Origin of the sequence: Streptomyces sp. NPDC021562 (genome assembly GCF_040640875.1) — a bacterium.
Taxonomy (GTDB): Bacteria; Actinomycetota; Actinomycetes; order Streptomycetales; family Streptomycetaceae; genus Streptomyces.
Genome location: NZ_JBFACN010000007.1, coordinates 287,309 through 301,911, shown reverse-complemented (window position 1 = coordinate 301,911; position 14,603 = coordinate 287,309). Strand labels below are relative to the sequence as shown.

Here is a 14,603-nt window from a genome sequence, read left to right as displayed (position 1 = left end):
GCCGCCACGCGAACCCGGCCCTTCCCCTCGCCGCACCGCACCCCCGGCACACTCCCCCATGCCTCCCGAGCCCCGTCGCGCGCCCTGCCCGGCGGCTGTCGCGGCCCGCGATAGTGGCCGTTCGTCGGCGGCTCCGGGGAGGATCGTGGTGAGGAAGCGGCGGGATGCGGCGGCGCCGGAGGTGTCCGAGTCGGAGCGGCTGCTGTTCGGGGGGCCGCTTCGCTACGACATGGGCTGGAACCAGCACGGGGACGCCTTCCTGGAGCTGGACTTCCGCGCCATGGTGACGCGGCTGCCCGGCATGCTCGCGTCCAGCCTGCGGCTGGCCCGGCAGGCGGACGCCCGGGACGCGCGGACCGTGCTGCTGGCCCAGCTGGGCGTCGGCGTGACCCAGGCCGTGAGCCTGCTGGCCGTGAACAGCGTGCTGGGCCGGCTGATCGGCACCGGCGCCATCGAGGAGCGGCTGCGCGACGCCGCCCCCGTCCTGGTCACCATGGCCGCCGTCATGTTCGTGGGCGCGCTGCTGCGCGCCGCGTCGACCTACGCCACGGGCCGCCTGGAACCGAAGGTCGAGCGGGTGGCGACCGAGCTGTACCTGGAGCGGGCGGCGGCCGTCGAGCTCGCCGCGATCGAGGACCACGCCTTCCACAAGCTGCTGGACACCGCGCAGTACGGCGCCTCCTCGGCCCGCCGCATGATCAGTTACGGCACCCGCGTGGTGAACGCGATGATCTCGCTGATCGCGGCGGCCGGCGTGCTGACCGTGCTGCACCCGGCCCTGCTCCCGCTGCTGATCACGATGACGATCCCGAGCGCCTGGGGCGCCCTGACCAACGCCCGGCGCCGCTACGAGTCGTTCCACACCTGGGTGCAGCACGCCCGCGCGGGCCACCTGATCAGCAGCCTGCTCACGGAGCCGGAGGCGGCGCCGGAGATCCGGGTGCACGGGGTCGGCCCGTTCCTGCTGCGGCACTTCCGGGCGATGTCGGAGACGGCGGAGGCGGAGCAGGCCCGGCTGGCGCGGCTCGCGGCCCGTACCGGCCTGATCGCGGCGGCCTGGACCGGGTTCGCGACCGTCGCGACCTACGCCACGCTGGGCGTGCTGCTGCTGAGCGGTGCGATGGCCCTGTCGGTGGCCGGGACGGCGGTGATCGCGATCCGGACCGGCTCGTCGAGCCTCGACACACTCGTTCTGGAGATCAACACCCTGCACGAGGAGGCGCTGTTCGTCGGCGATCTGGAGCGGCTGTACGTGGAGGCCGCCGAGCGGGCGATCCCGGTCGGCGGAGACCTCCTGCCGGAGGATCCGCGGGAGATCCGCTTCGAGAACGTCACCTTCACCTATCCGAGTGACGACCCGGGCGATGGTCCGGGCTCCGCTCCCCGCCCCGCCCTGGACGACGTGACGCTCTCCCTGCCCCTCGGCCGGATCATCGCCCTGGTCGGCGAGAACGGTTCCGGCAAGACCACCCTGGTCAAGCTGCTGGCCGGGCTGTACCAGCCGGACCGGGGCCGCATCCTGTGGGACGGCGTCGACGCGGCGCGGGCCGACCGGCACCGGCTCGCCGAACGCATCGCGATGGTGGCCCAGGACTTCAAGCGCTGGCCGTTCACCGCCAAGGTCAATGTGGCCGTCGGCCGTTCGTCGGCGCCGCTCACCGAGGAGCGGCTGGCCGCGTCGGTCGCGGAGGCGGGCGCTCAGGAGGTCGTCGAGGACCTGCCGCGCGGCCTGGAGACGCTGCTGGCGCGCAGCTTCAGCGGCGGGCACGAGCTGTCCGGCGGTCAGTGGCAGCGCCTCGGCATCGCGCGGGCCGCCTACCGGCGCGGGCACATCCTGATCGTGGACGAGCCCACGGCCGCCCTGGACGCCCGGGCCGAACTGGAGGTCTTCGAGAAGATCCGGGCGCTGGCGGGCAGCGGGCAGACGGTCGTACTGATCACCCACCGGCTGGCGTCGGTCCGGCACGCGGATCTGGTGCACGTCCTCGACCAGGGCCGGGTGGTGGAGTCCGGGACCCCGGACGAACTCCTGGCGAGCGGCGGTGTCTACGCGGAGCTGTACGGGCTCCAGGCGAACCAGTTCACGGCCGCGGTGCCCACCCGGAAGGCGGGTTAGTTCTCGACGCGCTCGGCTGCGCGCACGATGACCAGGAAGGTGTCGGTCGCCAGGTCCATCACCACTTCCGCGGGCAGCCCTTCCAGCCGCCGGGCCTGTGCGAACTCCTCCGCAGGCCATGATCCTCGCGGTCCGCCTGCGGGAAAGCGTTCGAGCACGGTTCGCCCGTTCACCATCCTGCACCTCCAGAGCTGCGTCGTAGGTGTAGGAGTTAACGCTCTGGGGAACGTGAATGGCTCGCCCGGTGACCGTACTGAGACACAGCCGACACTCCGTCGGCGCGGAGGGTGAGAGTCCGTTGACTTTCGGCCACTTCCGTGACCGCTTGTGTCAGTCCTCGTACTCGTCGTGATAGCGCACGCGGTCGCTGCCCGCGGGGGTCCGGCCCAGGGCCGTCAGGTCGAGCAGTGAGGCGACCGAGCCGAGCCCGTCGAGTCCGCGGTCGTACACCGAGTACGTGTGGAAGACCCGCTCCGACTCCCGCAGGAAGCAGCTGATCCCGGGACGTTCCACGGGTTCGTCGTCCACCACGATGGTCGCCTCGAAGTCGCGGTTGAAGTCGCGGCCGAGGTCGCTGTGGCAGGAGGAGTACCAGGGCACCGTCCAGCCCATCCGTGCCTTGAACGGCAGGATCCGGGTGAACGGTGCCCGGGAGACCGCGGCGAACGAGGTGCCGCGCGCCCGCAGGTGCGCGAGGTGGCCGATCTGGTCCAGGAAGGCGGCGCAGCCGGGGCAGCCGGCCTCCCACTCGGGGGCGAACATGAAGTGGTGGACCACCAGTTGGGCCCGTCCGTCGAAGAGGTCGAGCAGGTTCGCCTTGCCGTCGCCGCCCTCGAAGACGTATTCGGGGTCCACCTCGACCATGGGCAGCCGGCGCCGCTGCGCGTTGAGCGCGTCCCGCGCGCGGGTGACCGCCTCCTCCTTGAGCAGTAGCTCCTCGCGCGCGGCACGCCAGCGCTCACGCGAGACGATCTCCGGAAGCGACATGGGTCCTCCTGTACGGCCGTCGGTTCCGGGTGGTGACCGTGGGAGGACGGAGAACTCATCGGCGCGGCGGAGGAATTCTCCTTCGGCGTTGCCGTCAGCCGGCGAGCCGCGCGGCGACCGGCATCTGCGGCACGGCGACCCCGTGCCGTTGCCCGCCCTGCGTCAACTCGGCTGCCAGGTCTTCGAGCTGCCGGGTGTGACGGGCGGTGAGCCGGCCGGTCTCGTCGAGGTGCACGGCGCAGGCGGTGGTGGTGTCCACGAGGCGTTCGAGTACGGCGGCCACCGCGTCGGTGCCCTCGGTGTGCCGGGCGAGCGCCGGGAGTTCGGCGGCGGCGAGGGCGATGGCGGAGCGTGCCTCGGCCAGGGTGCGGTAGGCCTCGCGGCGCAGTGCCCAGCGTTCGTCGCGGTCGCCGGACTCGCTCAGTACGTGGGCGAGGTAGGTGTGCGCGGCCCGCCCGGCCGCCGCCAGCCGGCCCCGGACGCCGCCACCGTGCCTCCCCGGCATCGGCAGGTGCCCGACGAGCAGGACGAGCGCGCAGGCCAGCAGTGTCTCGCCGATCCGGCTGACCGAGGCCTGCGGTTCACCCCCGACCATGACCAGGGCGAGCACCAGGACGGTGACGACGGCGGTCTGCGCGGCGAAGTGCCTGGTGGCCACCGGGACGAGGGCGCCGCAGACGGCCACCAGGACGATGAGTCCCCCGGGCCGGGGCAGGACGGCGGCGAAGCCCGCGAAGACGAAGGCGCCGAGCACTGTGCCGGCGGCCCGGCACAGCACCCGGGAGGCGAGCGGCCCGAGGTCGGGCTTGACGAGGAAGACGGCGGTGGCGGGCAGCCAGTACCAGTGCTGGTGAGAGCCGTACCAGCGGGTGTGGTGCAGGGCCTGGGCGATGGCGGCGCTGGCGCCGAAGCAGAGGGCGACCCGCAGCCCGTACTCCCGTCCGCCGCTGCCGAACGCGGCTCGCAGGACCTCCTTGGGGCCGCGGCGCCGGGCGGGCGGCCGCTGTTCCGCGCCCTCGGACCGGTCGAAGGCCTCGGCGGCCCGCAGCAGGGCGTCGTCGAGGGCGCGCAGGGCGGGCACCGCACGGGACGGCGCGGGCAGCGGTCCGGTGCCGGTGTTCTCCCGGACGGCGGCGGCCAGCCGGCGGGGCCCCTCCGCGGCCCGCTCGGATATCGGTTCGCCCGCCCAGGCGAGGGCGGTGGCCGCCTCGGCGAGGGGCAGCGCGGCGGCGTACTGCGCGTGCAGCCGGCGCTCGGTGGCGGAACTGGCGTACCGCCGCAGCCGGGGCCCGGTGAGCGCGTCCTGGGCGTGGTCGAGTGCCGTGCTCAGCGCCGTGCGCCGACCGAGCGCGGCCTCGCCCGCGACGGCCTCCAGGAGGTCGGCGATGGCGTCGTACACACCGGCGACGGCGTCCCGCTCCCCGTCGAACCGGTAGTCACCGGCGAGCGCGCCGGGCGTGGGCAGGGCGAGCCGCAGCGCCAGCAGCCACCCGGCGCCGGCGAGGAAGGCGAGGGCCCGCTGCCAGCCCGCCTCGGCCACCGGCATCCCGGCGCCGATGGCGGCGGCGACCAGCAACTGCGTCCCGGCGCCGGACGCGACGGGCCCGACGGCGCTGATGCCCCCGGCGGCCAGGCCGAGCCCCGTGAGCAGCAGGGTGAGCGGGACGGCGGTGAGGTGCGCACCGCCGTACGTCCCGGCCAGCAGCCCCACCGCACCGGCCGCCGCGGGCGCCCCGAGCCGCCGCACGGCGGCCCGCCGGCTGCCGGGCCGGTCGTTGATCCCGGCGAGCATGGCGGCGATGGCGGCGACCACACCGAGGGAGGTGCGCTGGGCCAGGACCGCCGCGAGCAGCAACGGCCCGGCGGCCAGCGCCCCTCGGGTCACCGCGCTCCAGGGCACGGGCCCGCGCTGGGCGCGCAGGGCGTGGGCGAGCCACGGGGGCGGGGTGATACGGCGGGACACGGGGCTCCTGTCCGGGCGAGGGCGGGGGTGTGCCTTCGGACGACGGTGGCCGGGCTGTCGGCTTCGTTGGCCAACGGTAGATCGTGTTCCCTTGCGAAATGGCTCGATTGCATTGCGCGGGTGTGACAAGTGTCCCGTGGGGCCGAGTTCTTTATGTACGCAATTCCGCGCGGCCCCGATTCGGGCGTGCGGGGGCGCGGGCGCGGTCGATCCCGGTGATCGGCGGCTGACAAAACAGGGTGCGTCGCGTGGGCAGGGGGTGGATCATCAGGTGGTTGATCTGATCACCCGAGGGGTGGAGGGCGTGGGCGCTGAAGTGGTGCTGCGGCGGGCCGGCGGGGCGGATGCCGGGGCGGTGGCCGACGTCTGGCTGCGGTCGTACCGTGCCGCGCTGCCCACGGTCGTGCGGGCGCACTCGGACGACGAGGTGCGGGCGTACTTCCGGGACGTCGTGGTGCCGGAGCGGGAGACCTGGCTCGCGGAGGCGGGCGGGCTCGTCGTGGGGGTGATGGTGCTCTCGGGGGATCTTTTGTCGCAGTTGTACCTGGACCCCGGATGGCGGGGGCGGGGTCTCGGTGACCGGTTCGTCGCACTGGCGAAGGAGCGCTCGCCGCACGGCCTCACGCTGTGGACGTTCCAGGTCAACGAACCCGCCCACCGGTTCTACGAGCGGCACGGCTTCGTCGCCGTCGAGTCCACGGACGGGAGCGGGAACGAGGAGCGGGAGCCGGATGTCCGGTACGTCTGGCAGCCCTGAGTCCCGGCGCCGCTCCCCCTGACTCCCCCGGCCTCCTGCGGCCTATGTCTCCTCGCCTGTCGCCGGCCGGTCCGGCGGCAGGCGGTGTCTGATCTCGTCCATGACCGACGAGTCGGTCAGGGTCGTCACGTCGCCGAGCGCGCGGTGCTCGGCGACGTCCCGCAGCAGCCGGCGCATGATCTTGCCGGAGCGGGTCTTGGGGAGTTCGGTGACGACCAGGATCTCCTTGGGGCGGGCGATCGGGCCGATCTCCGTGGTGACATGGGTGCGCAGCTGGGCCGCCACCTCCTCGGCCCCGGCCGCGCCCGCCTGCACGTCGCCACGCAGGATGACGAAGGCGACCACGCCCTGTCCGGTCGTCGCGTCGGTCGCGCCGACCACCGCCGCCTCCGCGACCAGCGGGTGGGAGACGAGGGCCGACTCGACCTCCGTGGTGGAGATGCGGTGCCCGGAGACGTTCATGACGTCGTCGACCCGGCCGAGCAGCCAGATGTCGCCGTCGTCGTCCTTCTTCGCGCCGTCCCCCGCGAAGTAGGTGCCGGGGAAACGCGACCAGTAGGTGTCGAGGTACCGCTGTTCGTCGCCCCAGACGGTGCGGAGCATCGCGGGCCACGGCTGGGTGAGGACCAGATAGCCGCCGGAGCCGTCGGGTACCGGCTGCCCGGTGTCGTCGACGACGTCGGCCGCGACACCGGGCAGCGGACGCATGGCGGAGCCCGGCTTGCAGACGCTCACGCCGGGCAGCGGACTGATCATCTGGGCTCCGGTCTCGGTCTGCCACCACGTGTCGACGACCGGGCAGGCGCCGGAACCGATGACGTCGCGGTACCAGATCCACGCCTCGGGGTTGATCGGCTCGCCGACCGAGCCGAGGAGGCGCAGCGACGTCAGGTCGAACTCGGCCGGGATGTCGGCGCCCCATTTCATGAAGGTGCGGATCGCGGTCGGGGCGCAGTAGAGGATGGACACCCGGTACTTCTCGACCAGTTCCCACCAGCGGCCCCGGTGCGGGGTGTCCGGCGTCCCCTCGTACAGCAGCGAGGTGACGCCGTTGGCCAGCGGGCCGTAGACGATGTACGAGTGGCCGGTGACCCACCCGATGTCGGCCGCCGTCCAGAAGACGTCCTGGTCCGGTTTGACGTCGAAGACCGCCCAGTGCGACCAGGCGACCTGGGTGAGGTAGCCGCCGGTGGTGTGCAGGATGCCCTTGGGGCGGGCGGTGGTGCCGGAGGTGTACATGATGTACAGGGGGTGTTCGCTGTCGAACGCCTCCGCCCGGTGTTCGGCCGGCTGTCCGTCGACGGTCTCGTGCCACCACAGGTCCCGGCCGGGGACCCAGTCCACCGGCTGTCCGGTGCGCCGGACGACCAGCACGTGGCGTACCTCGGGGCAGCCGCGGAGTGCCTCGTCGACGGCCGGTTTCAGGGCGGAGAAATGCCCGCGGCGGTAGCCGCCGTCCGCGGTGATCACCAGGCGGGCGTCGCAGTCGAGGATCCGGCCGCGCAGCGCCTCCGCGGAGAAGCCGCCGAAGACGACGGTGTGCGGGGCGCCGATGCGGGCGCAGGCCAGCATCGCCACCACCGTCTCCGGGATCATCGGCATGTAGACGGCGACCCGGTCGCCCGCGGTGACGCCGAGCGCCCGCAGGGCGTTGGCGGCCTTGCGGACCTCCGTCGTCAGCTGGGCGTAGGTGAGGGTGCGGGTGTCGCCGGGCTCGCCCTCCCAGTGGAAGGCGACCCGGTCGCCGAGGCCGGCGGCGACATGGCGGTCCAGGCAGTTGTACGCCGCGTTCAGACGGCCGCCGGTGAACCAGCGGGCGAACGGGGCGCGGCTCCAGTCCAGCACCTGGTCCCAGGGCCGCTCCCAGTCGAGCCGGCCGGCCGCCGCGGCCCAGAAGCCGAGGCGGTCGGCGTCGGCGCGTGCGTAGTCGGCCGCGGTGGCGTTGGCCGCCGAGGCCAGCTCCGCGGGCGGCGGGAAGCGGCGCTCCTCGTGCAGCAGGTTGGAGAGCGTCCCGCCGCCGCCGTCGGTCATGCGTGGACCCCGAACGGCCCGTGGCGGTGGCCGCGGTGCGGGCGCAGGTGCTCGCCGATGTCCGGGAAGACGGGCAGGACGGCACGGTGGAAGGTGGAGTTGGTGACGCCGGCGAACGACGCGTACCAGGCGCACACCGCGGTGACCAGGCCGAGCCAGCCGCCGGCCTCGACGGTGCCGGGCGACTGCGCGAACTCGCCGACGCACAGCACGATGAACGTCGCCGACAGGGTGACCAGCACGGCCAGCAGGGCGCCTGTGGTGCGGGTGGCGGCGACGGTCATGTAGACCGTGAAAATCGCGAACACCAGCAGGAACAGGCCGGTCGCCTGGTGCGCGGTGGCGGGTGGCAGGCTGCCCGCGACGAACCTGGCGTAGGTGGCGTAGGCCAGCCAGAAGGCGGCGTACGACCCGAAGGCGGTGGCGCCGAAGGTGTTGCCCTTGCGGAACTCCCACATGGCCGCGAGCAGCTGGACCAGGCCGCCGTAGAACAGGGCGAGCGGGAGGACGACGGCGGCCAGCGTCTGGTCGGTGATCAGGTCGGCGTTGAAGACGCTGAGGACGAAGGTCGTCGCCGCGAAGGCACCGAGGCCGAGCGGGCCGGGGTCCGCGACGGTTCCGGTGTCGGTGGTAGGGGTGCTCATCTGCGTCTCCTCAGACGGTGTGCCTAGGCGGTGTGCCTCACGAGGACGTGAGTCCGTCCCGGACACCCCGAGGGCCGGCGGCGCCACGCGTCCACGGTCTCCGGGTTCCCGAACCCTTCGCCCTTATGCGGACATTTCTACGCAGATCCCCACATGCGGCGCTTCGTCAGCGGCTTCCGGTAGCTCCCCGCCCGGCTGGTGGTGAGCCCCAGCGTCACCAGCGACTCCGCCAGCTTCACCGCCGCGCCGACCCCGTCCACGACCGGAACCCCGAGCTTCTCCCCCACCGTCCGCTGCAGCCCCGTCATCCCCGCGCAGCCGAGGACGAGGACCTCGGCGCCGGCGTCGCGGACCCGTTCGGCCGCCGCCAGGAACGCGGTCTCCGTCCGTCCGGGGTCACCGGCGAGGTCCAGGACCCCCAGCCCCGTGCCCGCCACGCCGACGCAGTTGCGGGCGACCCCCGCCGTCTCCAGGCTGTCCTCGATCTGCCCGCGCGAGCGGTCCAGCGTGGTGACGACGCCGTAGCGGCGGCCCAGCAGGCAGGCCAGATGGGCCGCGGCCTCGGTGATGTCGACGACCGGGACGTCCAGCAACTCCCGTGCGCCCTCCCGTCCGTGCTCGCCGAAACCGGCCATGACCACCGCGTCGTACGGCGGCCCCGGGTAGGTCCGCAGGGCGTCCAGGACCGCCGCCGCCGACAGGTAGCTGTCCAGCCAGCCCTCCGCCGACTCGGGACCCCAGCTCGGGGTCAGCCCGGTCACGGCGGTGCCCGGGCCTGCGGCGGCCCGGGCACCTCGCACGATCTCCTCGGTCATCTCCTGCGTGGTGTTGCAGTTGGTGACGACGATCCGCACGTCCGTCAGGCCTCCTCGGTCTCGGGGGTCCGGTGGCCCCGGCACAGCGCCAGGTACAGTCCCGCGGCCAGGGCTGTGCCGATGAACCAGGAATAGGGCGCCACGTCGCTGAAGGTCTTCACCAGCGCGAACACGCCCGCGACCGCCGCCGACGGCAGGAACGCCCACAGCGCCTTGGGGTTGACGCCCTTGCGGTAGTGGTACGGGGAGCCGGGCGTCGCGTCGAAGAGCTGTCGCACGTCGACCCTGCCGCGCTTGATCGCGTAGTAGTCGACCATGATCACGCCGAACAGGGGCCCCAGGAAGGCGCCGAGACCGCCCAGGAAGTAGTTGACGACGGTGGGGTTGGAGAAGAGGTTCCAGGGGGTGACGAGGAGCGCCGCGACCGTGCTGATCATGCCGCCGACCCTGAAGGTGATCTTCTGCGGCCAGACGTTGGCCAGGTCGTACGCCGGTGAGACGAAGTTGGCGACGATGTTGACGCCCATGGTGGCGACCGCGAAGGTCAGGGCCGCCACGATCAGGACCCAGGTGTTGCCGACCTTGGCGACCAGCTCGGCGGGGTCGGTGATGGCCTCGCCGAAGACCTCCAGCGAACCCGCCGTCACGATCACCGAGACGACCACGAACGCCGTGGAGTTGACCGGCAGCCCCCAGAAGTTCCCGCGGCGCACGGTCCGGTAGTCGGGGGCGAAGCGCGAGAAGTCGCAGAAGTTGAGCATCAGCGTGCCGTAGGTGGCGAGGATCAGGCCGATCGCGCCGAACCACTGGCGCCACTGCTCGCCGGTCGAGACCGGGTGCGGGGTGGAGGTGAGCGAGATGGTCCAGTGGGCCTTGGCGAGGATCCAGACGGCGAGGGCGATCATGACCAGCCAGATCGCCGGGCCGCAGAAGTCCTGGAACTTGCGGACCGACTCCATGCCCCGGCTGATGATCGCCGCCTGGATCAGCCAGAGCGAGACGAACGAGATCCAGCCCAGCGTGTCCAGGCCCAGGAACGAGGTCTCCGTCAGGGACTTCAGGCCGGGCCAGGCCGCCAGCAGCATCACGTTGACGGCGACGGACGCCAGGTAGGTCTGGATGCCGTACCACATGATGGCGATCACGGCCCTGATCAGCGCGGGGATGTTGGCACCCCAGACGCCGAAGCTGATCCGGCCGACCACCGGGAACGGCACTCCGTGGCGCTGGCCGATCCTGCCCATCCAGTTCATGCCGACGTAGATGAGCACGAAGCCGACGAGGAGGGAGGTGAAGACCTGCCAGACGTTCATGCCGAGGACCAGCAGGCCGGCGGCGAAGGTGTAGTTGCCGAGGTTGTGGACGTCGGACATCCACATGGCGAACAGGTCGAAGACCTTCCAGTTCCGCTGCTCGGCGGGAGCGAGGTCGTCGTTGGTGAGCCGGGGGTCGGGGACGAACGCGGGTGCGCCGGTGGCTTCGGCGCGGTCGGCCAGGGACACGGAGCCTCCAGGACTTCGGGGCGGGGAGGGAGGGACGGCCGCGGGATGCGCCGTCGGGTGCCGCGGTGGGCTGCTGCGCGCGTTTGGTATACCAAACTGCGGTCATGGTCCTCCCGTCAAGCGTCCTGCCCGATGTCCGTCCCGTTACGGCTCCGTAAAAGCCCCCTCGGGTCGGCGAAAATGACCTCATGGGCTCCCCCACGACGAAGACCGAACCCCTGGGCGCGGTACGCGAACGCGTCCTCGCCACCCTGCGGCAGGACATCATCGAGGGCCGGCTGGCCCCGGGTGACCGGCTGGTCGAGCGGGAACTGGCCGAACGGTTCGGGGTGTCCCGGGTGCCGGTCAGGGAGGCGATCCGGGCGCTGGTCGCCGAGGGCTTCGTGCTCTTCGAGTCGGCCCGCCGTACGGTGGTGCGCCGGCTGACCCCGGCCGACGTCAGGGAACTCTTCGAACTGCGCGAGGCGTTGGAGGTCTACGCGGCCGGTCTCGCGGCCTCGCGGGCGACGCCCGAGGCGCTGGCCGAGCTGCGGGAACTGCTCGACCAGGCGGCCACGGCGACCGGCTCCGACGACGCCGAGACGATCACCGACGTCAACACCCGCTTCCACGACGGGATCCTGGGCCTCGCGGGCAACAGCCTGCTGATCTCGGTCATGGAACCGGTCGACGGCCGGCTCCGCTGGCTCACCCGGCGCAACGAGGAATGGCCGCAGCTCCTCACCGAGCACCGCGAGTTGTACGACGCGATCGCCTCCGGCGACCCGGACCGCGCCCGTGCGGTCGCCCTCGCCCACGTGCGGGCCAACCACCGCTCGACGGTGCGGCACCTGTTCGGCGAGGACACCGGCCACTGACCGCACCGGGAAGCGGCAGCCGACCGGTCACGCCCGTCACGCCGGTCGCTCGGGTCAGAGCAGGTCGGACGTGTGCGCCGCCGTCCGGAGTACGCCGCGGAGCATCTCGGGGGTGAGGAGGCCCGTGAAGGTGTTGCGCTGGCTGACGTGGAAGCAGCCGAAGAGGTCCAGGCCGCCCAGGTCGACCCGGGTGCCGTGGGCGAAGCGCGGGCGGGGCCTCGGCACCGTCCAGCCCGCCGCGGCGAACGCCGGCAGCGCGGCCTGCCAGCCGAACGCGCCCAGCACGACCGCGGCCCGCAGCGTCGGCCGCAGCAGGGCCAGCTCTTCCACCAGCCAGGGGCGGCAGGTGTCCCGCTCCGCGGGGGTCGGCTTGTTGTCGGGCGGGGCGCAGTGCACCGGCGAGGTGATCCGCACGCCGTACAGCCGCAGACCGTCGTCGGCACTGACCGCCGTCGGCTGCGAGGCGAGCCCGACGTCGTACAGCGCCTGGTACAGGACGTCACCGGATCGGTCGCCGGTGAACATCCGGCCGGTGCGGTTGCCTCCGTGCGCGGCCGGGGCGAGGCCGATGATCAGCAGCCGGGCGTCGGGCGGACCGAAGCCGGGGACGGGCCGGCCCCAGTACGTCCAGTCGGCGAACGCCGCGCGCTTGGTACGCGCCACCTCCTCCCGCCAGGCGACCAGTCTGGGACAGGCACGACAGGCGCTGACCCGGTGATCGAGGTCGGCGAGGGGGGAGCGCTGCATGCTTCAACGGTAGGGCCCCCGGGGTGGGGCGTGTCTCCGCCGGGTCCGGATCGGGGACGGGGCGTGGCCGGCCGCGCGTTCCCCGCGGCTCTTCGGGGCGCGTTAAGGTCGGGACATGTCTTCTCAGGACGTGCACGACGGCCCGGGCCCCGCCGAGCAGGCACAGGGCGCCGAGGCTCTCGATCCCGCCGCCGTCGCCGCGGCGGTCGCCGCCGCCGAGGCCGCCGCGCCGGGGCCCGGGGAGACCGTGCGGATCGACAGCTGGATCTGGGCGGTGCGTCTGATCAAGACCCGCTCCATGGGAGCCACCGCCTGCCGGGGCGGGCATGTCCAGGTGAACGGCGAGCGGGTCAAACCCGCCCACTCCGTGCGCGTCGGTGACGAGGTCCGGCTGCGCCAGGAGGGGCGGGAACGCGTGGTCATCGTGAAGCGGCTGATCCGCAAGCGGGTCGGCGCCCCGGTCGCCGCCCAGTGCTACGTCGACAACTCCCCGCCGCCCCCGCCCCGCGAGGCGGTCGCCCCCATCGGTCTGCGCGACCGCGGCACCGGCCGCCCCACCAAACGCGACCGTCGCGAGCTGGAACGGCTCCGCGGCCTCGCCGGGCCGGCAGGGGGCCTGGGCAGGCCGGGCGGCACGGGCCCGGCGAGCGGTGGGCGCCCCGGCGGTCGGTGATCCACCGGGGCGCCACAGGGCCCGGCCGGCGCCAGGAAAGGGTCCGGCTCGGGACGCTCACCTCCGTCCCCGCACCAGTCCCCACAGGCGCGCGTTCTGTTCCCGCCGGGCCCACGCGATCAGGACCAGCGGCACCAGCAGGATCAGCGGGGTCGCCGCGTTCTGCCCGTGGAACACGGTCAGCTGGACGATGAACGCGCCCACCATGAGCCCGCTGAGCGCCATCGCCGCCAGGGACTGCAGCACCGGCGTCAACAGGGCGATCGCACCCGCCAGTTCGAGCGCGCCGATGGCGTACATGCCCGCGCTGCCCCAGCCGATCCTGTCGAAGGACTCCACGGCGGCCGGATACGCGATCAGCTTGGGCAGTGCGCTCGCGACGGCGTAGAACAGGGCGAGCAGCACCTGCAGCGCCCGCAGGGCGACGCGGGCGGCACGGCGCCGGCCGGGCTTCGCGGCCCCGGTGACGGTGGAGGGCACGCGGGCGGCGGACGGGGCGAGGGCGGCGGGAGCGGCGGTCTCGGACATGAGGTTCTCCTGGGGCAACGGTCCGTGCTGCTGTCACAGAGGTAGACCGGCCCGCTGCGGAGAACTCATCGCTGCCGTCCTCGATTTCCAGGTTTCCGCTAGGGCGCGCCGAACCGGCGACGGGTCTCCTCGTCGGCAGGCAGGAACGTCTCCAGGTGCAGCCCTTCGAGGGCCGCGTCGGTGGCGGTGCTGAGCGTGGCGGAGGTGCTGAAGAACCGGAGCGGGCTGCCGTCCACGTCGATTTCCAGGGTGATGACCGGTCCCGTGCCGGCGGGGGCGGCATCGGATGTGCCGAGGTGTCCGGCGATCTCCCCGGCCAGCTCGTGGAGACGCTGGTCGTGGGTGCGTTCGGCCCGGTGGCGCACCTGGTGCAGCAGATGGCCGCCCCACTGCGCGAGGTTGCCGATCCGGTCGGCCAGCCCGTCGGGGTGCAGACACACCCGGACCACGTTGACCGGTGGCTCCAGCAGCTCCGGCGCGCAGCCGGCCAGCAGCTGATCGACGGCGGCGTTGGCGTCGACGATGTCCCAGTGCTCGTCCAACAGCAGTGCGGGGTAGGGCAGATGGGCGTCGAGGAGCCGGCGCAGGCCGTCCATCACCACCCCGATCGACGCGTCGTCCAGTCGGTGGTCCTGGTAGCGCGGTGCGTAACCGGCGGCCAGCAGGAGCTGGTTGCGATCGCGCAGCGGCACGTCCAGGTTGTCGGAGAGGTGCATGAGCATCTCCGGTGTCGGGTGGGCCTTGCCGGTCTCCACCCGGCTGAGGTGCCGGGTGGAGACCCGTGAACGGTTGGACAGCTCCTGCTGGCTGAACCGGCGTCGTTCCCGCCAGGTCCGCAGCAGTGCGCCGACGGGCGGGACTTCGGTCGCAACGCTCATGTCCGCGAGGCTCATGTCCGTGAGTCTAGGGCGCCGTGTCCGGGCCGCCATGACCTGTGAGGTCATGGATCGGATGAGCGGCCGGGGGCCAGGATGTGGGACATC

14 protein-coding genes are annotated in these 14,603 nt (G+C 72.8%); 4 read left to right on the top strand and 10 right to left on the bottom strand.

Annotated features, from left to right (window positions below):
• The first annotated feature begins 148 nt into the window (after positions 1–148).
• Positions 149–2,116 (top strand): ABC transporter ATP-binding protein, encoded by a 1,968-nt coding sequence (locus AB0G52_RS13885; RefSeq protein WP_361336475.1) that lies wholly within the window; start codon positions 149–151, stop codon positions 2,114–2,116.
• On the opposite strand, the gene AB0G52_RS13880 is transcribed toward AB0G52_RS13885, so the two are convergent.
• The 3 genes from AB0G52_RS13880 to AB0G52_RS13870 all read right to left on the bottom strand — a co-directional run bounded on the left by AB0G52_RS13880 (position 2,113) and on the right by AB0G52_RS13870 (position 5,066).
• Positions 2,113–2,292, bottom strand: a complete 180-nt coding sequence (locus tag AB0G52_RS13880; protein ID WP_132886156.1) for a hypothetical protein — start codon at positions 2,290–2,292, stop codon at positions 2,113–2,115. The two genes, AB0G52_RS13885 and AB0G52_RS13880, sit on opposite strands and share 4 nt — an antisense overlap.
• 154 nt (positions 2,293–2,446) lie before the next feature.
• Positions 2,447–3,103 (bottom strand): DUF899 domain-containing protein, encoded by a 657-nt coding sequence (locus tag AB0G52_RS13875; protein ID WP_361336473.1) that lies wholly within the window; start codon positions 3,101–3,103, stop codon positions 2,447–2,449.
• 94 nt (positions 3,104–3,197) lie between these two features.
• Positions 3,198–5,066, bottom strand: coding sequence for an FUSC family protein (locus AB0G52_RS13870; protein ID WP_361336471.1), 1,869 nt, complete (start codon positions 5,064–5,066; stop codon positions 3,198–3,200).
• Positions 5,067–5,370: 304 nt separating this feature from the next.
• On the opposite strand from AB0G52_RS13870, the gene AB0G52_RS13865 reads away from it, so the two are divergent.
• Entirely contained in the window at positions 5,371–5,823 is a 453-nt protein-coding gene (locus tag AB0G52_RS13865; protein WP_361336543.1) for a GNAT family N-acetyltransferase, read from the top strand.
• A gap of 42 nt (positions 5,824–5,865) precedes the next feature.
• Here AB0G52_RS13865 and acs read toward each other — a convergent pair whose 3' ends face one another.
• From acs to AB0G52_RS13845, 4 genes are all read right to left on the bottom strand, one after another.
• A complete protein-coding gene (gene acs, locus AB0G52_RS13860; protein ID WP_361336469.1) occupies positions 5,866–7,854 on the bottom strand; it encodes an acetate--CoA ligase in 1,989 nt (662 codons plus the stop codon).
• A complete protein-coding gene (locus AB0G52_RS13855; protein WP_361336467.1) occupies positions 7,851–8,498 on the bottom strand; it encodes an acetate uptake transporter in 648 nt (215 codons plus the stop codon). The genes acs and AB0G52_RS13855 overlap by 4 nt, the downstream gene beginning before the upstream one ends.
• A 137-nt stretch (positions 8,499–8,635) precedes the next feature.
• On the bottom strand, positions 8,636–9,352 hold the full coding sequence (locus AB0G52_RS13850) for an aspartate/glutamate racemase family protein (protein ID WP_361336465.1): 717 nt from the start codon (positions 9,350–9,352) through the stop codon (positions 8,636–8,638).
• Positions 9,353–9,357: 5 nt separating this feature from the next.
• Entirely contained in the window at positions 9,358–10,815 is a 1,458-nt protein-coding gene (locus AB0G52_RS13845) for an NCS1 family nucleobase:cation symporter-1 (protein WP_132886161.1), read from the bottom strand.
• 188 nt (positions 10,816–11,003) lie between these two features.
• Here AB0G52_RS13845 and AB0G52_RS13840 point away from each other — a divergent pair, with 188 nt between their 5' ends.
• Entirely contained in the window at positions 11,004–11,672 is a 669-nt protein-coding gene (locus AB0G52_RS13840) for a GntR family transcriptional regulator (RefSeq protein WP_361336462.1), read from the top strand.
• Between the two features lie 54 nt (positions 11,673–11,726).
• Here AB0G52_RS13840 and AB0G52_RS13835 read toward each other — a convergent pair whose 3' ends face one another.
• Complete coding sequence (locus AB0G52_RS13835; protein ID WP_132886163.1) at positions 11,727–12,419, bottom strand: uracil-DNA glycosylase; 693 nt, start codon at positions 12,417–12,419, stop codon at positions 11,727–11,729.
• A gap of 115 nt (positions 12,420–12,534) precedes the next feature.
• Here AB0G52_RS13835 and AB0G52_RS13830 point away from each other — a divergent pair, with 115 nt between their 5' ends.
• The gene (locus tag AB0G52_RS13830; protein ID WP_132886164.1) at positions 12,535–13,092 is read left to right on the top strand and encodes an RNA-binding S4 domain-containing protein; all 558 of its coding nucleotides are present in this window, start codon (positions 12,535–12,537) and stop codon (positions 13,090–13,092) included.
• A gap of 57 nt (positions 13,093–13,149) precedes the next feature.
• Here the strand turns inward: AB0G52_RS13830 and AB0G52_RS13825 are convergent, their stop codons facing one another.
• Together AB0G52_RS13825 and AB0G52_RS13820 are read right to left on the bottom strand one after the other, a co-directional pair.
• Positions 13,150–13,620 (bottom strand): DoxX family protein, encoded by a 471-nt coding sequence (locus tag AB0G52_RS13825; protein ID WP_132886165.1) that lies wholly within the window; start codon positions 13,618–13,620, stop codon positions 13,150–13,152.
• 98 nt (positions 13,621–13,718) lie between these two features.
• The gene (locus AB0G52_RS13820) at positions 13,719–14,513 is read right to left on the bottom strand and encodes a helix-turn-helix transcriptional regulator (RefSeq protein WP_361336459.1); all 795 of its coding nucleotides are present in this window, start codon (positions 14,511–14,513) and stop codon (positions 13,719–13,721) included.
• Between the last annotated feature and the right edge of the window lie 90 nt (positions 14,514–14,603).